The following is a 23,891-nucleotide window of genomic DNA, read 5'->3' on the forward strand; positions in this document are numbered from 1 at the left end:
GTGACAGTTAGAATGACAGTGCTTAGGGTCTGAAGTCTAAGGTTTAGGGTCACTTATAGTTAACAGATAGGTTTTGGTAAGTAGTAATAAAGTATCAGTATGATGTGGTTTTTTGTTGATAAAATCAATGGCTATTTTTTCGCGAATCGTTGCCTTAAGGTTTCAGCCGCAGTAATATAAAAGTTGATGGGTAAGTATTTGCTAAGATAACATATTGACGCTTAACACAATCGTTTGAGACAACAACATGGCTAAAACAGAAAACGGATTTATTTTAGCGCTGGATCAGGGCACTACCTCAAGCCGCAGTATCATCTTTGATAACCAATTAACACCCATCGCCATCGCCCAAAAGCCACTGGGTATCATCACCCCAAAAGCCGGGTTTATTGAGCAAAATGCCAATGATATCTGGCAAACCCAAATTAGTACTGCCCAAGAAGTGATTGCCAAAGCAGGATTATTGGCGACAGATATCTCAGCCATCGGTATCACCAACCAACGTGAGACCACCATAATTTGGCATAAAAAGACCGGTAAGCCTGTCGCACCTGCCATTGTCTGGCAAGATAGACGTACCCATCAGTGGTGTAGAGACTGGCGTGATAAAGGCTTTGACGCCAAAATCCAGCAAATTACCGGACTACGTATAGATCCGTATTTTAGTGCCAGCAAAATCGTATGGCTGTTAAACCAAAACCCTAAGCTTCGCCAACAATCGCTAGCAGGTGATTTGGCTTTTGGTACCGTGGATAGCTGGCTACTGTTTAACATGACAGGCGAGCATAGCATTGATATCACCAACGCGTCACGCACCATGCTGATGTCTTTGCAAACAGGCGACTGGTCTGATGAATTATTGGAATTGTTTGATATTCCCAAAACCATGTTACCTACCATCAAGCCATCGGATGGCGATTTTGGGGTCACCAAACAAGGGATGTTTGGCAAACAAATCCCAGTCACGGCAGTGCTAGGCGATCAGCAAGCCGCCTTGTATGGGCAGGGCTGTAACCGAGCAGGCATGGCAAAATCCACCTATGGCACCGGCTGTTTTTTATTAATGAATACCGGTGATAAACCCTGTGTCAGTCATCAGAAATTACTTACCACCGTCGCTTGGCAAACCACACAGGCGAATCACGCTCGTCAACCTAACCGGCATGAACCTTCAGGTAAATTGCCCAACTTGTTAAAACCTTTACAAAATTTACAACGAAATAAAAAAACAAGCGTCACACAAACACAATATGCGCTTGAAGGCAGTGTGTTTATGGCAGGTGCCATCGTGCAGTGGCTACGCGATAACTTAGGTATGATAGCGCGCAGTGAGGACGTTGAAACCTTGGCGGCGCAAGTGCCGGATAGCCAAGGGGTGACCTTGATTCCTGCTTTTACCGGGCTTGGCGCACCTTACTGGCGAGCAGATGCCACCGCAAGACTTATCGGGCTGACACGCGGCACTACCAAAGCGCATATCGCTAGAGCCGCCTTAGAAGCGATTGCGCTGCAAGCTTATGATGTGTTAATCGCCATGCAAAAAGATAGCCCTGTGCCATTGCACGAACTGCGCGTGGATGGGGGCGCTGCCAATAACAATATCTTAATGCAATTTCAAGCCGATATACTCAATGTGCCTGTGCTGCGACCGACGACCACAGAGAGTACCGCAAAAGGGGTGGCATTATTGGCAGGGCAAGCGGTGGGACTGTATGATGACACTAGCATTGGTGAAAGTTGGCAGTTAGATCGTATCTTTGAGCCTAAGATGGCATCGTCTGAACGCCAAGCCATCGTTGAGCGTTGGCAGTTTTATATTAATCAACTATTAAACGAACAAAATTAAAGCAAGAGAATCATTAACATAGCTTTAAAAAAATAAAAATAATGTAAAAACAAATGGTTAACTATATGACAAATTTTTTGAAAGACTCGACACGAGAGTGATTTTCGTTAGCAATTAAGTACATTAAGTAAAAAAAAGCACTTTATGTACCCAATTTTTAAACCCTGCTTAAAAATGTCAGCGAATTTTGGCTAAAAATAATGATTTTTTGTGTAGAAATTGAATAAAAAAATGTATAATGCTTCGAAATTCGACACTGTGTTGACAGTGATGAAAATTATGAAGATGAAAGTCAGGAAATTTTTTGGACAATGTTGCTACAAGCAAGCAGGGATAACTGGTAACTAAACATTAAGGATATGACAGTGGACAATCAATTTGTTATCGCTACGGCAAATTTACTCAACTTTGCACTGCCCAATCGGGTTTTTTATCGAAACCAAGACGTGTATACGCCGCAGCAATATCAACAAAAAATCAATGCACTTGCCCCCATCTTTCGGCAATTGCAAGCTGATATCATTGGTTGCCAAGAAATTTGGGATGAGCAAGCACTCATTGACTTATGTCGTGCGGCCGGTCTCAATGACTATCATGTCACTGTGCCACTAGCCAGTAATCAGCCAGATAGTCCATTAACCCAAGGGCGAGGCGCAGTTGGCACCCCTAGCGTAGGTTTGGTATCGCGTTTTGAAATTATTAACACCCAATTGCTCACGCAGATGCCTGCGATTGCGTTGTTGGACGTTCCTGATGTTGGGCTTTATCAACAATTTAACCGTCCCCCGCTGATTGCCGACATCAGATTGCCAAATGGCATGGTGGTCACCGTGATTGTGGCGCATCTAAAAAGTAAACGCCCTGAGTTTTTAGAAAACGCGCAAGGCGAGCCGTTAGAAGATCGCAATGATCCGCTAATTCGAGTCCGCGCCAAGCTGCGCAGTCTGTGTATGCGGGCAGCGGAAGCGGCAGGCATTCGCCAAGTGGTCATCGAAAAACTGTCACACAACAACCATCCGCTGATTTTGTTAGGGGATATGAATGATGTGATGCAAAGTGTCACTTGTCAACTTTTAAGCGAATCGGGTGAAGTATTTTATGATAAGTCGATGCGGGATATCGTGCTATATGATGCCTCTACGATACAAAGCCGTATGCACTGGCTGAAGGATGTGGCGTACACACATATCCACCAAGGTATGCCAGAAGTGCTTGATCAAATTTTGGTATCTGAACAGTTTTTAGCTGATAGTAAATTTAACATCGGCGAAGTATTACAAGTTGATTATTTTAACGATCATCTCAAATTTATTGTAGAACAACGCCCAACCGATCATGGATTGGTACGGGCACAAATTAAACTTTATTCATAATCAGTCGATAGAGAGGAAATATGTCAAGCGCTTATGATGAAAAAATTGAGGATGTGTTAGTGGACTCTGAGCTCGCTCGCCGCTTGGTCCCTAACAAATTCAAGTTCACTAGCCAGCAAGGTCGTTTACGTCGCCAAAAATTATTAGCCGCTGCCAAAGAATTGAGCGCGACCCGACCTGTCAGTGAGATTAGTTTGGCTGATGTATGTGAACGAGCGGACATTCCCAGAGCCTCAGCCTATCACTTCTTTCCAAACGTTGAAGCGATTTTTTTGGCATTGCGTTTTTTAAATGCGATAGAAATTTTTAACAAGCTTGAAAAAGTCGATGCCAAACAATTTAGTCGCTGGCAGGCTTATATCACCACAGTCATTGAGACAGGCGTTGATATTATTCAATCCGATTTAACGGTTGCCCGTTTGATTTATGAGACCAATACCCCAGATTTTGAGGGCAATGCGTTTGGTAGTGAAATCGAAAAAAGCCTCGCCCAAATGGTGTATGATAAGCTGTCTGAGCATTATAAAATGCCGGCTTTAGAAACCATTCATCAGCAATTGTTAGTCGCATACGGTATCATTAATGGTATTTTTATTTTAGCTTATCGCTCAGAAAAAGAAATTACCGATACCTATCGTCAAGAAGCGATTACAGCGGTGATTGCTTATCTACGTTGTTATCTACCTGAAAATTTGCCAAAAAACGGCTAATTTTATAACCTACTAGGGTTTTAAGCGATAGGCAATACAAGAGGTAATAAAAAACCCATCAGCGAGATGGGTTTTTTTACTTAAACAGAAAATCTACGACTTGATTTTATTTTGAGTATTTTGTGCGGTATTGGTTACTGCGTCACCTGTTTTTGATACGTCTTTACCAAAACCTTTGACTGTATTACAACCTGTGACAGCAAACATAACAGCGATTGATGCAGCGATTAATTTTTTCATTTTAAATTTCCTCAGATATATCCATTATTTTTTAACAGTTTTTAGCTACCAGATTAAATCATGCGACTTTATTGACTTATAAAAGTTAAAATAAAGTAAAACATGCTTGGTAGAGTCATGGTAATGCAGGTTAGTCTAACGTCGCTATAGCGTTAATGTAACCAAAACTATCAAGTTGTAAAAAAAACTTAAATTTACGCAATAAGTATAGGTTTTTTGTAAATTAATCTTCGCATTTAGCGCTTTTTTATTTCGATCTGTTCTATTTTAATCCGGTTAAGGATGTTGACATGATTCATGTGGTATTAGTTGAACCCAAAATGCCAAGCAATACAGGCAATATTATTCGGTTATGCGCCAATACGGGCGCAACGCTACATTTGGTTGAGCCACTAGGGTTTGAGTTAGAAGATAAAAAATTACGCCGAGCAGGGCTAGACTATCATGAATGGGCAAATGTCAAAGTACATGCCAATTGGCGGGATGCACAGGACAGTCTAAGCCAAAGTGGGGTACAAAGAATTGTTGCCTTGACCACCAAGCTTAGCAAACCTTTATATGATGAAGATTTTACGCAAGTGGCAAATATCGCTTTGGTATTTGGGTCAGAGACAGCCGGATTACCCGAGCCAATTCGCGCGGCAATTGGGCAAGACAACTGGTTGCGTTTGCCTATGTTGCCGACCTCTCGCAGTTTGAATTTGTCTAACAGTGTGGCAATTACATTATTTGAAGTTTGGCGTCAGCAGGGGTTTGGCGGTGATAACGGTCACAGTATCGGTTATGACAATCTCGTCCCTTATGACCCCAAATAAGGTCAAAATTTATAAGCAATTTGCAGGTTTGGGCAACCCTGCAATGCGGTTGACATGGCGCGCGACAAGACCCGTGTTAAACATGGCTTGCAGTTTGGTGTTATTAATCGCCAATGAGGGCAATTGCTTAGATAAAAACTTGATTAAAGGACGGGTCGTCGGTGGATGGCTGTATAAATCATAATATTGACGTACTGCGTCTATGATTTGATAGTGCTCAGGGGTTAACGTGACATCCAGCGTGTTCGCCAATTGTTGCGCGATATCTGGTGTCCAGGTTTGATGAGCTATCAAATGACCGTCTTGGTCAAGTTCGGGAAGTTGGGTCATAGTATTTATAAGTCAAAAGTGGTATCAAAATGAGGCGGTGTGGTTGGCTGTAGCGCGACTTGAGCACACCAATCGAAGGTTGTTGATTGGTTCGCTTGCCATGCTTTGAATCTATCAAAATCCGCTAGCGCCAGCCAAGCGGACGGGATATCATACATATCAAGGGATGCTAGCATATGGGCAAGCTTGCCCGTAGGCTCATCAAGTAGTAAGTTTAGCATGCCATCACCGATAATCAGCTGAATTTGGTGATCAAACGCTGCCAGCGCAAACGCCATTGATAAGGCTTCATGACAAAGCAAAAACGTGTCAGCGTAAATATTAATGACAATTTTCATAGTAAACCGCTATCGCTAAACCTATCCCAATTAAAACTGATAAACCGTTTTTGCACTGTGTAGATGCATGGCTAATTCACCCAAACCGACTAATTCAAAGCCATCTGCCAAATTGTCACCTTGTAGCTGATGTCTAGTCGCATTGTCAGCATCTGTTACCCCGCGAGCCAAAGCGGCACTCACACACACTTGAATGGTTAAATTATGACTCATAGCAAAGTGTTGCCAATTTTTTGCCAAATTTTCGATATCATCGGGCAGCCAAATTAATCGGTTTGCCAACATCACCGCATCACTATATAAGAAAATTTTAAAATCGGTATTAGTTAACGGGTTTTGCTCAACGGTTGTTTTACTGTCGTTTGCACATAGCGATTGGGCGCATTCAAGCGCTCGTTTGGTAAGCGGATGACTAGGCGCATGTGTCATCAGCATCACAATCGGTGTATCCAACGTCGAAGTATTTGGCATAGCGGTATTATTCGATGTATTTATCAAATCAGTCATTTAACCATCTATAAATTAATCTATAAAGCTGCAATATGCTCGTTATTTTAGCAAAATCGATCCCTATTTGCGATACTTGTAATAGCTGCGATAGGTGTGACAGTTGTAATAGTTACCAAGCAATTGTCATCAAATTGTTATCAAATTGACATGAGGTTGTCAATGGCGGCTTATAAGCTTAACCCATACAAAGGATTGATTTAATTTACCGAAACGGCTTTCGTAGTCAAACAAAGCAGTCGGTTGTAATGGTTGATAACATACTATGAGTGACAACACTGTAAACACTAATTTGTACCAGGCTTCGTCTGACACTCAGACGACGTCAGCAAATCACATGAATCCCTCAACTCAAGTTGCAGGCACGCCTTTTCATGACAATAGGCCATCATTGCATATCGCTTTGGTGACTGAAACTTGGCTGCCAGATATCAATGGGGTAGCCTCAAGCGTTTATCAAATCATGCGCGAACTCAAATCGATGGGGCATCGCATTACGTTGATTCGCCCCAAACAAAGCGATGAAGTCGAACAACATACCCTAACGACAGGGCTTAACACTGCGGCTGTTACCACTGATTTGCAAGTGCCAAGTTTGCCCATTCCCTATTACCCGCATCTGCGCATGGGGCTACCTTGTTACCGATTTTTAACGAAGCAGCTGCGCAAGCTTCGTCCTGATATCGTGCATATCGTGACGGAAGGTCCTTTGGGGCTTGCGGCGTTGATTGCTGGCAAACAGCAAAGAATTAAAGTCTCATCAGGTTATCACACCGCGTTTCATGATTTTAGCCGATATTTTGGTTGGAAAGTAATCTCACTACCTTTGCTTGCGTATATGAAGCGTTTTCACAACAATTGCAATGCCACGTGTATTCCAAGCCAGACCACCCAACATCAGCTGGCTAAATTTGGTTTCAAGCATTTGTACCAAGTCGGTCGTGGCGTTGATACAGCGCGCTATGCACCGAGCAAACGTAGCCAAGTATTACGGCAAAGCTGGGGCGTGGGCGAGGGTACCACAGTGTTAATGTGTGTGAGCCGTGTTTCCCCTGAAAAAGGTATGGATACCGTCATTAAAAGCTTCAAAGCGCTACAATTACAGCAGCTGCATCGTCATGTCAAATTAGTGATTGTCGGTGATGGACCATACAAAGAAGCGCTCGTTAAACGCCATGCCAATGATACAAGCATTATTTTTGCAGGCTTTAAAACAGGTGAGGCGCTGGCAAGTTATTATGCCAGTGCCGATGCTTTTGTCTTTGCTAGTCAAGTAGAAACTTTCGGTAATGTCGTCACCGAAGCGATGGCATCGGGTTTGCCAATTTTTGCCTATAATGACGCGGCTGCGGCGCTGTTGGTGGATGATAGTTGTGGTAAAACCGTACCGCTTGGGCAAGAACAACGCTTTGTAGCGATGATTAGTGAATTGCCTAAACAACAACAGCTTGATCAGATGCGACTAGCCGCGCGGCACAAGGTAGCTGCTTTTTCTTGGCAAAAACCTGCCCAAGAAATGTTGACCATGTTTTATGAGGTGCTATCAATCCAGACTAATTCCCTAACAGCCAGCACAGTGACGCCAGCCATTTTGTCTTCTCAAGCGCCAGCTCAACATCCGCTAGCGGATTCAACAATCGCCCTCACACCTGAGTCAGTTCACCCGACTGTCGTGGCAAAAAACCACCCACGATATAGTCATTCACCCCAAAATAGCCACTCAACCCATAATAGTCACCCAACCCAAAGACCTGCTGAATCTGCCGCGTTTTTTTCCAAAACGTGAGGTTCAAATAGGCAAAAAAAAGGATGGCGCCATGAATCAACCCATAAAAAATCCCAATCTGTCACTTGCCAATTCAGAATTCACCTGTACCTCTGCTAGCCCTGTCGAAAACTTACCCAATTTAATGCGCAATTATTATCAGTTTTTGCACAGTAAACCTAAACTACATCATTTGCAAAAGCGCGTGCTGCAATGGGACACCCGCTTATGTTTACGGGTAAATTTGCTGTCACAATTGAAGTTTTTTGCCCAGTTCTTCAAAACCATCAGCCGCTTAGGCGATGGTTGGTTTTGGGCAGTATCGACGGTAGTGATGTTAGTAGCGTTACTATCGCAAGGACTGGTCGCTAGTATCGTCGCTGTGAAAGTGTGTGTGGTGTTACTCAGCAGTTTTTGTGGTTACTTGCTGTATAAGTATTTAAAAGTGCACACAGTGCGTCCACGCCCTTACCAAGTACACCAGACCATTACTTTAGGCGAACGGCCTTTAGATGTATTTAGTTTTCCATCGGGGCATACACTGCAAGCGGTATTGTTTACCACCATGATAGGGCATCAAGTGCCGATGATGTTATGGGTGTTGCTACCATTTACGATGCTGGTGGCATTATCGCGCTTGGTGCTTGGGTTACATTATCCCACCGATGTGTTGGTGGGTGCAGGCATTGGCGCAACATTTGCGACCATCGGCAGTAAAGTGAGTGATTACTTGGTTGCGTAAAGGATGTCGCCAAATAATGATATCGCAAACTATTAAGGCAAATGAAAGCCAAACTGTGCACACATCGTTAACCAATCTGTATCCACGGGTGCAGTGATATCAACACGCCGATTGTCGGTCAGTCTATTAAAAGCCAAGGTATGCGCATGTAACATCAATCGATGTACGCCGATGTGTTGACGGATGGCACGATTTTGGTGATGATCGCCATAGCTGGTATCACCAATAATCGGATGAAACACATGCTTCATATGGCGACGTAGTTGGTGTTTTCGTCCAGTAATGGGCGTCAATCTAGCCAGGCTAAAGCGTGAAGTGGGATAGCGGCCGCGCGCTTGAAACGGCTGTTCAGTTGTTGCCAAGCATTGCCAATGCGTTTGCGCAGGTTGCAGTAAGGTTAATTCTGTAGGGTTTCTAAGGGATTCATCAAACATGTCTGTCGAACTAACCTTTCTTTGTTGTAGCGCCTGCAAACTTGGTTTATCGCCAATTTTATCCAAAATTTGTGCGAGTGGGTAATCAATCAGCCCAGATGTCTGCGCATTCACTGTCAAATATCCGCGCACGATGGCTAAGTAAGATTTTTGCACTTGCCTGTTTTCAAATTGCTCACACAGTTGCCGCGCTGATTCGCTCGATAAAGCAAACAGTAACACCCCCGATGTCGGCCGGTCTAAGCGATGAATCGGATAAACATATTGAGCCAATTGATCGCGCAGGGTCTGCATCACAAACTCGGTTTCATGACGGTCAAGCCAGCTTCGATGGACAAGCATACCCGCAGGCTTATTGACTGCCACACAGTGTTCATCTTGATATAAAATTTCTAACATGCCGTTTTCCCAAAAGCCACAGACATAAAAAAGGTCAGAATCGTATCTGACCTTTTCACCACCTTAACCATTATTCATGTTCATTGTGCATCGGTGGAAGACGCTTAAAGCCACCGGTTTTAAATGCCAAGTAAATTATACCGATTACTGCCCAGCCTAAGCCCATTTTGATGGCGATAGGCTCACTTTCTTTCCACATCAGCGCAACACTGATAAAGCCCAACAGCGGCACAATCAAATACATAAACAAATCATAGGCACTGTGGTAGCGTTTTTCACGGATGATGTAGGTCGCAATCACGGATAAATTAACAAAACTAAACGCCGTCAATGCTCCAAAACTAATCAAATGCGCGATGACATCAAACTCAATAAAACCCGCGGTTAATGCAATCACACCCGCGATATAGATATTGTAGGTTGGGGTCAAGTATTTTGGATGAATATGACCAAAAATACGTTTATTAATGACCCCATCACGCCCCATTACATACATCAAACGAGAAACACCGGCATGTGCAGAAATACCTGACGCCATCACCGTGACAATTGCAAAGCCCAGTACAGCGGCTTGAAACGCAGAACCACCGACCAACATCAAAATATCTGGCTGGGTAGCAGCCACATCTGGGAAATATTTGTCAGGGGTTTGTGGGAAATAAATCTGCATAAAGTAAGTACTAATGATAAACACAATACCTGCAATCAATGCGGTCAAGAAAATTGCTTTTGGTAGGGTTTTTTGCACATCTTTGGTTTCTTCTGCCAATGAGCTGAGTGAGTCAAAGCCTGTGAAAGAGAAACATAAAATCGTTGCACCACTGATAAGTGCCGTCATGTTGGCAATATCACTCCAAAACGGCTTTAAGCTCCATAATTGGTAAGCTGCATCATTGATAGTGCCATCCGCATTGGTGCCCGCCATCAATTTGCTGTACACCAACCACGTAAATACACCAATAATCAATAGCTGAATAAACACAATCCAACTATTAAAATAAGCCACGACTTTGGAGCCATGCACATTAATCCAGGTCATAAATCCCGTCAGAATAAATACCCAAATCCATTTGTTGACATCAGGGAACAGTGCTTCAAGATAAATCACCGCTAGGATAATATTGACCAAAGGTGACAATAAATAATCCAACCAAGAAGACCAACCCACCATAAACCCGACATTGGGATGAATCGATTTTTGCGCATAGGTATATGCCGAACCCGCCGAAGGATAACGACGAATCATGCTACCGTAACTTAGCGAGGTAAGCAAAATAGCAATCAAAGCAATAATATAAGATGTTGGAACGTGCTGATGACTGGCTTCAGAAACCAAGCCAAAGGTATCAAATACGGTCATGGGCTGAATATACGCCAAACCAATAATGATAATGTGCCAGAGTGCCAATTGACGTTGCAATTTAGCGGGCGAATTAGTCGCAGTGGTGGTATTGTTCAAAGTTACCTTTCTCCTATACCCAGTGGTGTTAAAAACAGTCAGCTGTCAAAAGACAAATGGGCGCTGTTTTTAGCCAGTTGAGAGTAGATTAATGCAGAGCATTTAATCCATGAAAAAAAAGAGCCTATTATAAACAAAAACTAAGAATAAACTATTAACAATTAAAAAATCTCGTTAAAAAAATCATGCATCGTTTGTTCTATGCATGATTTTGTAAAATTTAACCTATAGTCAGAATAGCAGTACAATGGTTATTGGTCGCGATTGGCTTTTTCACGTTTTTTGAGTAATACCAACACTGCACCATTGCCACCTTGTGCCGCAGGCGCTGAGCAAAAAGCAAGCACTTCAGGAATCTGACGCAACCAGCCATTGACGCAAGTTTTTAAGATACTATCAATGCCTTTGCCATGAATGATTTTCACGCAATTTTCATTGTTTTTTTGAGCCTGTAAAATCAACTGACTCATGGCTTCACGGGCCTCTTCAATGGTGGCACCGTGTAAATCTACGGCATCATACCAGCGAATCTTGCCTTGTTTGAGCTCATTAAACACTTTGTTTTGTAGCGTTGCGGTTTTATAACTTAAATAAGCATCGCCAGAGACGGGGTTGAGCAGCGCTTGCATATCAGACAATACATGCCCGCTATCATCGTCACCACCGACTGCCGCCGCGCGTTTGGCTAGCGTCGTCGCATCAAGCTTATTGCCAGCGTTGTTTTTATCCGCCAAGTTTTTATCTTTGATTGGCTGCACGCCTGACATGGCTTGCATAAATAGCAATTTATCATCATCAAGATGTTCGCTATTATATTTTTTAACTTGTTTGGCGACTTGTTGCTTGCTCAATAAGCCCACGGTTTCAGTCGGTTTGCCGTTTTCATCGGTTTCTTTAGTTTGGCTGCGACCTTTACCCAGTTCGGTTTTAAGCTGCTTTAACTGGTCTTGCATTTCTTTTGAAAATAAATTTGCCATTTTAGAAGTTCTCGTAAAGAAAACGGCTATTATATCAAACTCAAAAAATTTTATGGTCATTTTGTAAGATGCGTCTTATACGCTATAAAATTACTCATAAAATTTCGTTGCTAAGAATAAATATTGTAAAATATTGTTTGTCATTCTGAGGCAACTAGTATTAGGAATTTTAAATATGGCTGTAATACAAGTATATAGTTGTCCAAAGGATATGCTAGGAAAATTAGTTAGAGAAGGCAGAAGAACTTGGTTATCACAAGATTTAAGGGAAAAAAGTGACCATTTTTTTAACTTTTGCGTTACATCCGTCTCTATAAGAGACTGGTGTATATCCTACTTGGGATTAATTGATTCACATAAACGTGATTTTTACAAAGAGCATTCTAATAATCAATGGTTGAATTACTGTGCTTCAATTGCAAATTCATCTAAGCACCTTAAACTTCATACTGACAGAATTGAACATATTACTTCAGTCGATGGTCAAGCATCAGAACATATATTAATAGATTCAAATGGAAATCCTATCAAAAATTCTAATAATGAAAGGTTAACATTTAAAATAGAAACAAAGGATGGAGATGCTCTTGAACTTATGTCGTTCTTAGGTAATGTCGTTGATAGTTGGGAAGAAACATTTGAGAAATATGGTATGAAAATAAGCGAAGAAAATTTAAAAGTTTTAATGTTTGTAGAATATATGTGAGCTTGTAATAATCTTTATCTAATTTCTAAAGATTAAAAACTGTTTAATACTCAATGGTAGGGTGTTTTTATGCACCCTTTTTTAAGTCATACATAATATAAAGATATTAGAAGCTTACACTATAAACTATCTGCCAATAACTTTGCTAAAGCACTACCTGCATCGCCTGTTTTCATAAACTGCTCACCAATCAAAAACGCATGGATGTCATGGTCAAGCATCAATTTTACATCCTCTGCCGAATCAATCCCGCTTTCTGTCACCAGTAAGCTATCTTGTGGAAACAGTGTTTTTAGACGTAGGGTAGTGTCCAAACTCACATCAAAGTTATGTAGATTGCGATTATTAACCCCATACACGTTTTGATGATGGGCGGGCAAGCGTAACGCGCGTTCCACTTCTATTTCATCATGACACTCAATGAGTACACTCATGCTAAGCTTTAGCGCCAACTCATGCAGCTCAGCGACTTGCGCATCTGATAAACACGCCATAATCAGCAAAATACAATCTGCCCCAAGCGCACGTGATTGCAAAATGTGATACGGCTCAATCATAAAATCTTTGCGTAGCACAGGTAGGCTGACCGCTTGGCGCACTTGCAATAAATACTCATCCGAGCCTTGGAAATAATCCGTATCCGTCAATACCGATAGGCAAGCGGCACCCGCTTGTTCATAGCCGACTGCGGTAGCGACAGCATCGAAATTGGGCGCGATGATGCCTTTGGATGGCGAGGCTTTTTTGACTTCCGCAATGACACGGATGCCTGCTTTGCGCAAACTGCCGGCAAAATCACGGATGTCATCGCGGTTCGTTGCGGCAATTTGCTCAAGGTCGTGCCAAGATTGTTGTTGCTTGGCTCTGACTAGTTCTTGGCGTTTGGTGTCGACAATCTTTTGTAATACCGAGGGGACTGCTTGATGAGGCATGGTTTTTCCAAAAATTTAATGAGAGGTGAATTGCTGAGTAAAGCTTGCTAATGCTGCCATTTTTTGCAAGGCTTTGCCACTACTGATGATATCTTGTGCCATGGCTACGCCTTGTTTTATGGTATCTGCTTTACCTGCTACATAGATGGTCGCACCGGCGTTCAAGGCAATCATATCCGCTGCTTTTTTGGCGATGGGGGTTTTATTGGGATTGTTGTCGAGTGCTTCGCGGATGAGGGCTAGGCTTTGGCTTGGACTGTCAATGATTAAGCCTTTGAGCGTTTGCGATTCGATACCAACATCTTCAGGTTCGATATCATATACGCTGACTTTGCCGTCTTTAAGTTCAGCCACGTGGGTATAAGTCGCTAGTGAGATTTCATCAAGGTTATCCACTGAGCCGACGACTAGCACATGCTCTGCGCCAAGGTTTTTGAACACATTGGCAAGCGGTTCGCACAGCGAAGGATTAAATACCCCAATCATGGCATTTTTGACGCCCGCCGGGTTGGTCAAAGGTCCTAAAATATTAAACACCGTACGCGTTTTTAGGGTGCGGCGAATGGGCATCGCATGTTTCATTGCTACATGGTGATTGGGCGCAAACAAAAAACCGATGCCATGGGTCTTAATCGACTGGGTAATCTGCTCGGTATTTAGTGCCAAATTGATACCCGCTTGCTGCAGCAAATCGGAACTGCCCGATTTGCCGGAAACGCCGCCATTACCATGCTTGGCGACATGACAGCCAGCTACTGCTGCGACCATCGTAGCGGCGGTAGATACATTAAATAGATTTGCGCCATCGCCCCCCGTACCCACAATATCGACGACATTGGGCACATCCGATAAATCCACTTTAATCGCCAGCTCCCGCATCACTTGGGCGGCGGCAGTGATTTCTTCGATACTTTCACCTTTCATACGCAGCGCGGTGAGCAGCGCGCCCATCATGGCATCGGGGCATTGACCTTGCATGATAGCTAGCATGACGCCGCGCATTTCTGCATAGGTCAGGTCAATGGTATTGATGGCGCGATCAAGTGCCGTGGTAAGCAGTAGTTGGGTTTGCTCTGGCGTTAATGGTTGGTTGTTTTCAATAGACGTGGTAATGTCACCAAGATAGGGCGTTACAGTATGGGTCATGTCAGTCTCGTATGAGTTTTATGGCTTACACTTTATATATCATTGTACTAGTATACTATAACAAAGCCAGGTTTTAAAGCCAAGTTTTAAAGCCAAACTTTAACCCGCAAAACTCAATTATCCCAGTCTAAGGGTTAGCGCTTTGATAGTTTTCATGGTTTTCATAATTAGCTAAAAAATTTTTCAAAATTGCATACCCATGCTCACTTAAAATAGATTCTGGATGAAACTGCACCCCTTCAATCGGCAATGTTTGATGCCTAATGCCCATCACAGTAGCGGATGGCAGCAAATTATGTGGGTGAGTATCATCACACCATGCGGTAACCTCTAGACAATTAGGCAAACTGTCTGCCGCAATCGCTAAAGAATGATAGCGAGTGGCGTTAAAAGGTGAGGGAAGCCCGGCAAATATCCCTTGGTGGTGATGAAAAACTTGCGATACCCGCCCATGCATAATCGTTGGGCAACGGATGATATGGGCACCAAATGCTTGCCCAATGGCTTGATGACCCAAGCAAACGCCTAATATAGGAATAATGCCGGCACAGTCTTTGATAAAACTCAACGTATTGCCCGCATCGCTTGGCGTGCAAGGTCCGGGACCAATGACCAAATAATCGGGATTTAAACGAATGATATCTTCACTGCTGCAAGCATCATTGCGCCAGACTTCAACGGGTTGCCCCAATTGCTCAAAATACTGCACCAAATTGTAGGTAAAACTGTCGTAGTTATCAATAAAAAGTAGCAATCCAGAAACCCTATGCTGTAATTGTTGGACGGTGGTTAGCCAATGAAAAAACTTCACCGTTATTTTAGTTAATTATTTTACCACAACCATTATACAAGTGAATGAAACCGAATACATGAAGCCGAGTCGGAGAGATCAATGTTAATGATTTTCCCTAAAATAGTTAAACGTATAATTAACGCACTATAAAAGTGAATATAGATGAAATTTTCATTAAAATGGTGCAAGTATTACAGCCCCATAGCGATTTGAAGGTCATCTAGGCAGATAGTCATATCAGCCAACTTCATAATTAAATACACTCTCAAATAACTCATTGAATTTGATATAAAAATTTAATCTTTAGCATGATAGCGCAAAAGTTGGCACATAACTTGAAAGTTTAACTTCAACAAGCACTACTTTGTTTATCTCTTGTCACAGCACCGAAAAGAGTATAAAGTGGCGTAACGTTTTTTTAATCATTTTTTGCGTAAGTAAAAGGAAACGAGCAATGTCGAATAAATTTTTAGATTTAATCAAATCTAGCGAAGCAAAGTGGGTAGATTTTCGCTTTACTGACACTAAAGGTAAAGAGCAACATGTAAGCTATCCAGCTGACAGCATGGACGAAGACATTTTTGAAGAAGGTAAAATGTTTGATGGTTCATCAATCGCTGGTTGGAAAGGCATTGAAGCGTCAGATATGATTTTGATGCCAGATGCTGATACCGCATTCGTCGATCCTTTCTTTCGTGAAACGACCGTTGTTGTGACCTGTGACGTTATCGAGCCATCAACCATGCAAGGTTATGACCGTGACCCACGTTCAATCGCGCGACGTGCTGAAGAATACCTAAAATCAACGGGTATCGGCGATACCGCATTCTTTGGTCCAGAGCCAGAATTCTTCGTATTTGATGATGTAAAATGGTCAATCGACATGTCCGGCGCCCGTCACACCATCTCAGCTGATGAAGCCGCTTGGTCAACTGATAAAGAAATGGAAGGCGGTAACTATGCGCACCGTCCACGCGTCAAAGGCGGTTACTTCCCAGTACCACCCGTTGATAGCTCACAAGATATGCGCGCTGATATGTGTGCCGCGGTAGAAGCGATTATGGGTGAAGGCCGTGTTGAAGTCCATCACCATGAAGTTGCCTCTTGCCAGCTAGAAATCGGTGTATCATTTAATACTCTAGTCCGTAAAGCGGACGAAGTACAACAGTTCAAATATGCAGTACACAACGTTGCACACGAATATGGTAAGACCGCGACCTTTATGCCAAAACCGATGGTTGGTGATAATGGTTCAGGTATGCACGTTCATTTGTCAATCCAAAAAGATGGCAAAAACACCTTTGCCGGTGATGAATACGCAGGGTTATCAGAAACTGCTTTATACGCAATCGGTGGTATCATCAAACATGCTCGTGCATTAAACGCCATCACCAACCCATCAACCAACAGCTACAAACGCCTAGTACCGCATTATGAAGCGCCTATTAAACTGGCTTATTCAGCGCGTAACCGCTCAGCGTCAATTCGTATTCCATACGTGGCAAGCCCGAAAGGCAAACGTATTGAAGCACGTTTCCCAGACCCAGCAGCCAACCCTTATCTTTGCTTTGCCGCATTATTGATGGCAGCACTTGATGGTATCCAAAACAAAATCCATCCAGGTGAAGCCGCAGACAAAAACTTATACGACCTTCCACCAGAAGAAGAAGCATTGATCCCAACGGTGGCGGAGAACTTGGAAGTTGCGCTTAAAGCGTTAGAAGACGACCATGAATTCTTAACCAAAGGTGGCGTATTTACCAAAGAAATGCTTGACGCTTACATTGCCTTGAAAAAAGAAGAAGTAGAGCGTTACAACGTATCAGTTCATCCAATCGAATTTGATATGTACTACAGCTGCTAATAAGTTCGCTTTTCAAAAAACCCAACTTTACATTAAGTTGGGTTTTTTTATGTGAAATTTTTAGGCTAATAGACAAAATTATTTAGGGATTAATTATCAAGCTTGCTAAAATATGCACAATAATGGGTTTTGAGGGGAAGACTTATATGATTTTGACAAAATATAGTACGGGTAATAAATATAGTACCGATAATAATAGTAGTTTACGCTATAGTTATAACCTTGCACTCACGGCTGTCGTGTTATTGTTGTCACAGTTAAGTCATGCTGAAGTGTATAAGACGACCACCTCAGAGGGTCAAGTAGTATATACCGATAATATCAATACCGCTTATCAATACAATAAAAACAGTAATAATATCAGCGTGCTCGATAAATTACCCACCCAATCACAATTATCATCGACGACCAATCAACCGGCAACGACATCCACTAGCTTGAACAATGAAGTTGATAATGCAGCGAGTACGGCTACTGACAATCGCTTGCGTGATAGTTTAGGTGATAGCTTAACTGGTCGCTTATCGACCCAAGCCATCTTAGCAAGCCAGCAGGGGGATTATGTCATAAAAATTGTAGCGCCTGCAGCCGGGCAAACACTGCGACGGGGTAGTCAACCCATTGAGATTAACGTTGCTTTGACACCGAGTTTAAAAACAGGCGATAGAATCGTCTATCAACTCAATAACCAAACCTTGGCGACCATAAAAGATACCAGCTATACTATCGCAACCACCACGCTCGATCCTAACCCTTATACCATTACTGTAAGCGTTGAAAACGTCTTAGGGGAAGTCATCGCGCAAGACACTCGCGCTATCACTCTCATCAGTAATAATGTACTGTATCAAAAAAAACGTAAAGCAATTGCGCAAGCACAAAAGAAGAAAGCCAATCAACCTTGGTATAAAAAAATACTTTAAGGCGTGATTAAATTTGCTTATCCCATAAGGCACTACCATAACCGATGCAGTTTTATCCAATCGAACACCATAGCTGGGTGGCTATTGATATTCACCATAATTTGGGTGAACAGGCTACGCTATCAAGCAATAAAATAAGGTTAACCCATAAAGCAGGGTCAATCAATAAAGCAGCGTCAACCCATAAAACAGGGTCAATGTATTGTCGTCAATTACTAAAAAAGCTACAGCAAGCGCTCAATGTGACAGGCGAGTTAATGGATACAAACTTTCCTTATCATTTTATAACCGCTGACGGTTACACTTGGTATGTCAGTTTTAGCCATAGCCGCCAACATGCTGCAGTATTGATTTCGCCCTATGCCAATATCGGCATTGATGTTGAAGACAGCGCAATTAGTCATCAGGTTGCTTCGCGCTTTTTTTCACCCCATGAATACCAATGGTTAAATCAAAAACCTGCAGTCAATCAGGCAGTTTTACGAAACTTACTATGGCGACTTAAAGAATGTGCCATCAAAACCCATCAAAATGCCGACAAGCAATTAATAAAAGAATTAAAGCATGATGTGCTAGATGAATGGGGCGAGGAGGTTATCAATCAGCTCATTGGCATCGATGAGATAAATGCTAAAGATAAGCCCATACAATGTGTGCAAGCCGACGCTAAAATAGTTGGCAATTTTATTAGCAAACCTTGCAGTTTTATTATCGTAAACCGTTAAATAAGGCTAAAAAATCGCTGTTTAAAAAAATAACCAATTCTTACGAAATTACTTTTTTTTGTAAAAAACCCATGCTATGATTGCTATAAGAACAATTTACTATGTAAGCGACATTGTAGAGAAATGTTTTAACAAACTATTACAAAAGCTTAACTAGTACATTATTTAGCAGGCGTAGGTGATGGGTAGTTAAACTTAACTAGGCTTAACTAGCCTTGGTTAAAAAACTACTTTAAAAACCTACCATTAATAGTGTTAAAGGAAGTTATAATATGTCAGTTCGTGAACAAGGCATTGTAAAATGGTTTAATGATTCAAAAGGTTTTGGATTTATTCAACGTAACAGCGGTGAAGATATTTTTGTTCATTTCCGCGCGATTCAAGGTGACGGCTACCGTTCACTTCAAGATGGTCAAAAAGTTGAATTCATCGTGGTTGAAGGTCAAAAAGGTCTTCAAGCTGAAGAAGTTACCAAAGTCGAATAAGTTAAGCCAAAAAGGGGTTAAAGTGTTATTTTTGACCTTTTTGCAAACCAAGTTGAGGTAATTAACTTGGTTTTTGTTGTTTCTCATAGCCAATGATTGATTGGTCAAAATAGGTTAACTCTCTGTGTTTCAAACTTTCTCACAATTACCCCTTCATCCAGCGCTTAAACAAGCGATTGATCAATTAGGCTATCAAACGCTAACCCCTATCCAAGCGCAAATATTGCCCAATACACTCGCTGGGCAAGATGCCATCGGGCAGGCACAAACAGGTACAGGTAAGACAGCAACGTTTTTACTCACCATCATCAATGAATTGCTGAATAATCCTCTAAACCCTGAGGTTGATGGCGATCGTTTTTTGGGTGAAACCCGTGCGCTGGTGCTCGCGCCGACTCGAGAACTGGCTCAACAAATTTATCAAGATTGCCTTGAGCTCACCAAGTTTACCAAACTGCATACTGTTTGTTTGCTCGGTGGCACAGACTATGACACGCAGTCAAAGCAGCTGCATCAAAAGTTTGTCGATATCATCATCGCCACCCCAGGTCGTTTGATTGATTTTTGCTTTCAGCACCATGTGTATCTCGATCGTCTTGAAATTTTGGTATTAGATGAAGCGGATAGAATGCTAGATATGGGGTTTATACCTGATATCAAACGGTTGATTCGTATGATGCCTGCCAATACGCATCGGCAAACCCTGCTTTTCTCCGCTACCTTTAACCAAGATGTGATGAATTTAGCTTATCGCTGGTTATATCAACCGATTTTTGTAGAGATTGCGCCCGAGCAGAAAACCAGTCAAAACATCGAGCAGCTGTTTTTTACCTTGATGGAATCGGATAAACTGGCGGCGTTAGAGCAAATTATTGAAAAAATTTCTCCCAAGAAAATGATTGTCTTTGCCAATCGTAAAGACCAAGTCAAGCGCCTGTATGACAAACTTAATCGTCAGTATAAAGTAGTGATATTGTCAGGGGATGTCATCCAAGCAAAACGCGAGAAATATTTGGCACAATTTCGTCAAGGCGATGCCAATATTTTAGTGGCGACTGATGTCGCAGGGCGAGGTATTCATGTGGATGATGTGGCTTGTGTGGTCAATTATACCTTGCCAGATAGTCCTGATGATTATGTTCATCGTATCGGTCGTACAGGTCGGGCAGGCAATAAAGGTATGAGTATTAGCTTTATCAGTGAAAACGACGGGTTTAATTTGCCGGCTATCGAGCAATATTTGGATGAAACTATCAAAATGCAGCAATGGTCGAATGATACCCGTTTTTTAGAGGATTAAATTTTTTAATTAATAAAACATCAAGGGCGCTATCAATCAATAGCGCCCTTTTTTACGGCAAAATACATTAATAAAAATAACGCTATAATCTAACGATATCGACTTTAGCAAGGCCGTTTGAAAGATTAGCAATTCTACTAAAAGCACCTTTTGACAAATCTAGGGTACGGCCATATTTGCCAAATCCCCCTGTGTCAGTCACGCGTACCACTACACTTTTGCCGTTGGCTTTGTTGGTAACTTTGAGCCGGCTACCTAATTTGTGCACGTTGCTAGCTGCAGTCAGTGCATGTTGATTGAATTTCTCGCCAGACGCCGTGGTACGACCATGATGCTTGCCACCATACCATGAAACAACAGCAGCATTAGCTTGCTGGGTGACTAAAGTAGTAACAAACAAACTGGCAATGATATATTTCATCGGATGTTCCTTTTATCAATTAAAGCGGTCAATAATCTGACTACTTAAAGGTATCAAGGGGCATTTCCCGTGATTTACATATTAAAAACAAAGTAATATTGTTTAATATCACTTAAGGGATGTGTATTCTAATTACAAAGTTATGTTATTTCAAACATTTTATTGTAAACAAAATCTTTAATATCGAATGTATTTTGCTAAACATATAAGTTGTGTAACTATATCGGCTAGTTTTTCTAACCTGTTGATTTTATGTAAAAATGCTATCTTGAGTAGCTTATTAGATATAAAAAATGCAAAAAAAAGAGAATGCAGTAATCTGCATTCTCTTTTTTATATATGGTGGAGATGGCGGGAGTTGAACCCGCGTCCGCCAGCACTACGCCCATGACTCTACATGTTTAGATTCTGTCTATGGCTTTAATGGTAGGCGAACCGACAGTCAGGATGCCAACCACGAGTCTCTTAAGTTTTGCTCAAATTGGCGAGACAACAATTTAAGCTATCCATCGTGCGTTCGCTTCAAGGAGAGCAACCAGACCAATGGCAATCTGTGCCGTCCCAAGCAGCCCTTAGGCTGCTAGAGCGTAAGTTTCGTCGTTTGCGACTAGTTTAAAATGTATATTTTATTTACGAGTGGACATACTCACTCGACATGCATCATTGAGTTTCATTACCAGCGTCGAAGCCAGAACATCCCCAAATGAACTGTTAATTATATAAGGTTAGTAGCTTAAAATACAAGGCTAAACGTCATAATAGTCAGATAAATTACTAAAAACACACACAGACCCCAAAACCGTTCAGATTATTGTCATGTATTTGACGTATTGAGCTGATAAGCTGAGGGGTTAAAGTAAGTAAAATTTTTTTGATATATTTTAGTCAAAGAAATAATAGGCTGGGTAAATTAAAATAGGTAAGTTAGACTGAGTCAATTGAATAAGCTAATCGGATAATTAATGGATGACAGGAAATAAAAAAAATTCGCCAAGCATCATGCGGATGTCACAAAATCAGCTCAAACGCCAGCGCGAGTGGGTATATTTGGTACATTTTTTAGCCATGCTGCATTTACATCCTGCCAAGACCATCTCAGGTACGGATGATGGTAATGAGCCTGATTTTACCTGTATTTTTTATTGTGACAAAAGTGAATACGCAATTGGCATCGAATTAACCACTTTGCCAAGACTACGCGATAGACTCGGTAATGACAATTTAATGCTAAAACGTTGGTACTGGCAGTCACTGCTACAGGTATCAACCAAATTTACACCAACGCGGTTTAATTGTCACGGTGAGATATTAGGTGTCAAGGGCGATTGGCAAAGCATTGATAACCGAAAGATTGTCAATGTGTCGCAGCAATTTATCGAGCCATCGAGTGATTTGCCACATCCTACGCTCAGTAGTAAATTACAAAACGGTATCGCAAAAACCATGCGTTGGTTACCCAGTGCGTTTTTTACGGATATGGCAGATGAAAACGAAGATTTACCGATTGATTCCTACGTCAATCAAAGTGATATTGATGCGGTGATGAGCAAAAAAGCGCATAAAGTCCAAGCGTACCGCAAAAAAAGGGCGTTGGATGAAGTGTGGTTATTGATTCATACCAATGAACAGCAAGAAAAGGGCGTATTAACTTTTGATACAAATGAAGCCTTGCATCACGGTAGTGAGTTTAATCGAGTGTTTTTAACCTTATATCCCACCACAACACTGCTACAAGTTGCTAAATAAAAAAGGCTAAATCTATCTTTAGCCTTTTTTATGCTGAAAAATTTCATTTAATCATCGAGTTGTTCCATGACATCATCAGTAAAGTTGACGTTGGTATAGACTTCTTGTACATCGTCCAAATCTTCTAGCATATCAATCATTTTCATGATTTTTTTAGCATCTTCGACATCAGTGACATCCGCCATGGTTGAAGGGGACATGGTCACTTCTGCGTTGTCGGATTTTAAACCGGCTTTTTCTAAGGCATCCATCACGTCACCGAAGTTCTCTGGCTCAGTGACCACGGTGATGCTATCACCGTTATTTTCAATATCGGTTGCCCCTGCTTCAAGCGCCACTTCCATGATAGTATCTTCTAGCGAAACATCGTCAAAGGTAATCTCACCGCGTTTGCTAAACATATAAGCCACTGAGCCTGATGTACCCAAGTTGCCACCATTTTTGCTAAAAGCATGACGCACTTCGCCAACGGTACGGTTGAGGTTATCCGTCATGGTCTCGACAATCACCGCAACACCGCCCAAGCCATAGCCTTCATAAGTGATTTCTTGCATATTGTCATTATCACCGCCGCCTGCACCACGTTCAATCGCCCGTTTTACAGTGTCTTTGGTCATATTAACTGAGTTGGCTTTTTCCACCGCCGCACGCAAACGTGGATTACTTGCTGGGTCTGGGTCGCCTTGTTTGGCAGCAGAGACCAGCTCGCGAATGATTTTGGTAAATACTTTACCTTTTGCCGCATCTTGTTTGGCTTTACGGTGTTTGATGTTTGCCCACTTGGAATGTCCGGCCATGAGTGTATCCTTTATCTAACTATCTAACGTAACAATCTGATTTTCAAAATTTTGCGTGCGCTATTATAAACGAGCAACCCCGATTTTTGATAGGGGGTTGCACCTATGTCATCGCAGG

Annotated in this window: 25 protein-coding genes and 1 other RNA gene; 13 read left to right on the top strand and 13 right to left on the bottom strand. The window is 42.0% G+C overall.

Annotation, left to right across the window (positions count from 1 at the left end; genetic code table 11):
- The first annotated feature begins 247 nt into the window (after nucleotides 1-247).
- From glpK to H9W84_RS04650, 3 genes are all read left to right on the top strand, one after another.
- Entirely contained in the window at nucleotides 248-1,846 is a 1,599-nt protein-coding gene (glpK, locus tag H9W84_RS04640) for a glycerol kinase GlpK (RefSeq protein ID WP_239741968.1), read from the top strand.
- A 365-nt stretch (nucleotides 1,847-2,211) separates the two neighbouring features.
- A complete protein-coding gene (locus H9W84_RS04645) occupies nucleotides 2,212-3,219 on the top strand; it encodes an endonuclease/exonuclease/phosphatase family protein (RefSeq protein ID WP_404932301.1) in 1,008 nt (335 codons plus the stop codon).
- A 20-nt stretch (nucleotides 3,220-3,239) separates the two neighbouring features.
- Nucleotides 3,240-3,929 (top strand): TetR/AcrR family transcriptional regulator, encoded by a 690-nt coding sequence (locus tag H9W84_RS04650; RefSeq protein ID WP_065252496.1) that lies wholly within the window; start codon nucleotides 3,240-3,242, stop codon nucleotides 3,927-3,929.
- Between the two features lie 93 nt (nucleotides 3,930-4,022).
- On the opposite strand, the gene H9W84_RS04655 is transcribed toward H9W84_RS04650, so the two are convergent.
- On the bottom strand, nucleotides 4,023-4,169 hold the full coding sequence (locus tag H9W84_RS04655; protein ID WP_060994912.1) for an entericidin A/B family lipoprotein: 147 nt from the start codon (nucleotides 4,167-4,169) through the stop codon (nucleotides 4,023-4,025).
- 290 nt (nucleotides 4,170-4,459) lie between these two features.
- On the opposite strand from H9W84_RS04655, the gene H9W84_RS04660 reads away from it, so the two are divergent.
- The gene (locus H9W84_RS04660; protein WP_239741971.1) at nucleotides 4,460-4,984 is read left to right on the top strand and encodes a tRNA (cytidine(34)-2'-O)-methyltransferase; all 525 of its coding nucleotides are present in this window, start codon (nucleotides 4,460-4,462) and stop codon (nucleotides 4,982-4,984) included.
- Between the two features lie 9 nt (nucleotides 4,985-4,993).
- Here the strand turns inward: H9W84_RS04660 and H9W84_RS04665 are convergent, their stop codons facing one another.
- Genes H9W84_RS04665 through tusD form a run of 3 tightly spaced genes read right to left on the bottom strand, consistent with a single transcriptional unit; the run spans nucleotide 4,994 to nucleotide 6,123 of the window.
- The gene (locus H9W84_RS04665) at nucleotides 4,994-5,314 is read right to left on the bottom strand and encodes a TusE/DsrC/DsvC family sulfur relay protein (RefSeq protein ID WP_239741973.1); all 321 of its coding nucleotides are present in this window, start codon (nucleotides 5,312-5,314) and stop codon (nucleotides 4,994-4,996) included.
- A gap of 5 nt (nucleotides 5,315-5,319) precedes the next feature.
- On the bottom strand, nucleotides 5,320-5,652 hold the full coding sequence (locus H9W84_RS04670) for a hypothetical protein (protein ID WP_239741975.1): 333 nt from the start codon (nucleotides 5,650-5,652) through the stop codon (nucleotides 5,320-5,322).
- A gap of 30 nt (nucleotides 5,653-5,682) precedes the next feature.
- A complete protein-coding gene (gene tusD, locus H9W84_RS04675; RefSeq protein WP_420846665.1) occupies nucleotides 5,683-6,123 on the bottom strand; it encodes a sulfurtransferase complex subunit TusD in 441 nt (146 codons plus the stop codon).
- Nucleotides 6,124-6,496: 373 nt separating this feature from the next.
- On the opposite strand from tusD, the gene H9W84_RS04680 reads away from it, so the two are divergent.
- Nucleotides 6,497-7,945 (top strand): glycosyltransferase family 4 protein, encoded by a 1,449-nt coding sequence (locus H9W84_RS04680; RefSeq protein WP_239741979.1) that lies wholly within the window; start codon nucleotides 6,497-6,499, stop codon nucleotides 7,943-7,945.
- Nucleotides 7,946-8,069: 124 nt separating this feature from the next.
- A complete protein-coding gene (locus H9W84_RS04685) occupies nucleotides 8,070-8,666 on the top strand; it encodes a phosphatase PAP2 family protein (RefSeq protein ID WP_239743667.1) in 597 nt (198 codons plus the stop codon).
- A gap of 32 nt (nucleotides 8,667-8,698) precedes the next feature.
- Here H9W84_RS04685 and truC read toward each other — a convergent pair whose 3' ends face one another.
- From truC to H9W84_RS04700, 3 genes are all read right to left on the bottom strand, one after another.
- Nucleotides 8,699-9,499 carry a tRNA pseudouridine(65) synthase TruC gene (gene truC, locus H9W84_RS04690; protein WP_239741982.1) on the bottom strand — a complete coding sequence of 267 codons (801 nt, stop codon included), beginning with the start codon at nucleotides 9,497-9,499 and terminating at the stop codon, nucleotides 8,699-8,701.
- A gap of 70 nt (nucleotides 9,500-9,569) precedes the next feature.
- Complete coding sequence (locus H9W84_RS04695; RefSeq protein WP_239741984.1) at nucleotides 9,570-10,958, bottom strand: APC family permease; 1,389 nt, start codon at nucleotides 10,956-10,958, stop codon at nucleotides 9,570-9,572.
- A 251-nt stretch (nucleotides 10,959-11,209) separates the two neighbouring features.
- Nucleotides 11,210-11,935: a Smr/MutS family protein gene (locus H9W84_RS04700; protein WP_239741986.1), complete on the bottom strand. Its 726-nt coding sequence runs from the start codon at nucleotides 11,933-11,935 to the stop codon at nucleotides 11,210-11,212.
- Nucleotides 11,936-12,110: 175 nt separating this feature from the next.
- Here H9W84_RS04700 and H9W84_RS04705 point away from each other — a divergent pair, with 175 nt between their 5' ends.
- Nucleotides 12,111-12,641, top strand: coding sequence for a hypothetical protein (locus H9W84_RS04705; protein ID WP_239741988.1), 531 nt, complete (start codon nucleotides 12,111-12,113; stop codon nucleotides 12,639-12,641).
- A gap of 119 nt (nucleotides 12,642-12,760) precedes the next feature.
- Here the strand turns inward: H9W84_RS04705 and trpC are convergent, their stop codons facing one another.
- From trpC to H9W84_RS04720, 3 genes are all read right to left on the bottom strand, one after another.
- Nucleotides 12,761-13,573, bottom strand: coding sequence for an indole-3-glycerol phosphate synthase TrpC (gene trpC / locus H9W84_RS04710; protein WP_239741990.1), 813 nt, complete (start codon nucleotides 13,571-13,573; stop codon nucleotides 12,761-12,763).
- Between the two features lie 15 nt (nucleotides 13,574-13,588).
- Nucleotides 13,589-14,719 (bottom strand): anthranilate phosphoribosyltransferase, encoded by a 1,131-nt coding sequence (gene trpD / locus H9W84_RS04715; RefSeq protein ID WP_239741992.1) that lies wholly within the window; start codon nucleotides 14,717-14,719, stop codon nucleotides 13,589-13,591.
- Between the two features lie 127 nt (nucleotides 14,720-14,846).
- Nucleotides 14,847-15,473, bottom strand: coding sequence for an anthranilate synthase component II (locus tag H9W84_RS04720; protein WP_095355595.1), 627 nt, complete (start codon nucleotides 15,471-15,473; stop codon nucleotides 14,847-14,849).
- Nucleotides 15,474-15,966: 493 nt separating this feature from the next.
- On the opposite strand from H9W84_RS04720, the gene glnA reads away from it, so the two are divergent.
- From glnA to H9W84_RS04745, 5 genes are all read left to right on the top strand, one after another.
- Nucleotides 15,967-17,376 carry a type I glutamate--ammonia ligase gene (gene glnA, locus H9W84_RS04725; protein ID WP_065252507.1) on the top strand — a complete coding sequence of 470 codons (1,410 nt, stop codon included), beginning with the start codon at nucleotides 15,967-15,969 and terminating at the stop codon, nucleotides 17,374-17,376.
- Between the two features lie 146 nt (nucleotides 17,377-17,522).
- Nucleotides 17,523-18,299, top strand: a complete 777-nt coding sequence (locus H9W84_RS04730; protein ID WP_239741994.1) for a DUF4124 domain-containing protein — start codon at nucleotides 17,523-17,525, stop codon at nucleotides 18,297-18,299.
- Between the two features lie 44 nt (nucleotides 18,300-18,343).
- Nucleotides 18,344-19,024 (top strand): 4'-phosphopantetheinyl transferase family protein, encoded by a 681-nt coding sequence (locus H9W84_RS04735; RefSeq protein ID WP_239741996.1) that lies wholly within the window; start codon nucleotides 18,344-18,346, stop codon nucleotides 19,022-19,024.
- Between the two features lie 272 nt (nucleotides 19,025-19,296).
- Complete coding sequence (locus H9W84_RS04740; protein ID WP_007116878.1) at nucleotides 19,297-19,509, top strand: cold shock domain-containing protein; 213 nt, start codon at nucleotides 19,297-19,299, stop codon at nucleotides 19,507-19,509.
- Between the two features lie 124 nt (nucleotides 19,510-19,633).
- A complete protein-coding gene (locus tag H9W84_RS04745; RefSeq protein WP_239741999.1) occupies nucleotides 19,634-20,809 on the top strand; it encodes a DEAD/DEAH box helicase in 1,176 nt (391 codons plus the stop codon).
- An 82-nt stretch (nucleotides 20,810-20,891) separates the two neighbouring features.
- On the opposite strand, the gene H9W84_RS04750 is transcribed toward H9W84_RS04745, so the two are convergent.
- Nucleotides 20,892-21,230, bottom strand: a complete 339-nt coding sequence (locus H9W84_RS04750; RefSeq protein ID WP_065263503.1) for a septal ring lytic transglycosylase RlpA family protein — start codon at nucleotides 21,228-21,230, stop codon at nucleotides 20,892-20,894.
- A 340-nt stretch (nucleotides 21,231-21,570) separates the two neighbouring features.
- Nucleotides 21,571-21,931, bottom strand: a transfer-messenger RNA (tmRNA) gene (ssrA, locus tag H9W84_RS04755).
- 265 nt (nucleotides 21,932-22,196) lie between these two features.
- Between ssrA and H9W84_RS04760 the strand changes: the two genes are divergently transcribed.
- On the top strand, nucleotides 22,197-22,976 hold the full coding sequence (locus H9W84_RS04760; RefSeq protein ID WP_239742001.1) for a hypothetical protein: 780 nt from the start codon (nucleotides 22,197-22,199) through the stop codon (nucleotides 22,974-22,976).
- Between the two features lie 47 nt (nucleotides 22,977-23,023).
- On the opposite strand, the gene H9W84_RS04765 is transcribed toward H9W84_RS04760, so the two are convergent.
- Nucleotides 23,024-23,773 (bottom strand): YebC/PmpR family DNA-binding transcriptional regulator, encoded by a 750-nt coding sequence (locus tag H9W84_RS04765; protein ID WP_060994896.1) that lies wholly within the window; start codon nucleotides 23,771-23,773, stop codon nucleotides 23,024-23,026.
- Between the last annotated feature and the right edge of the window lie 118 nt (nucleotides 23,774-23,891).

Origin of the sequence: Moraxella tetraodonis (assembly GCF_022359095.1) — a bacterium.
GTDB lineage: Bacteria > Pseudomonadota > Gammaproteobacteria > Pseudomonadales > Moraxellaceae > Faucicola > Faucicola tetraodonis.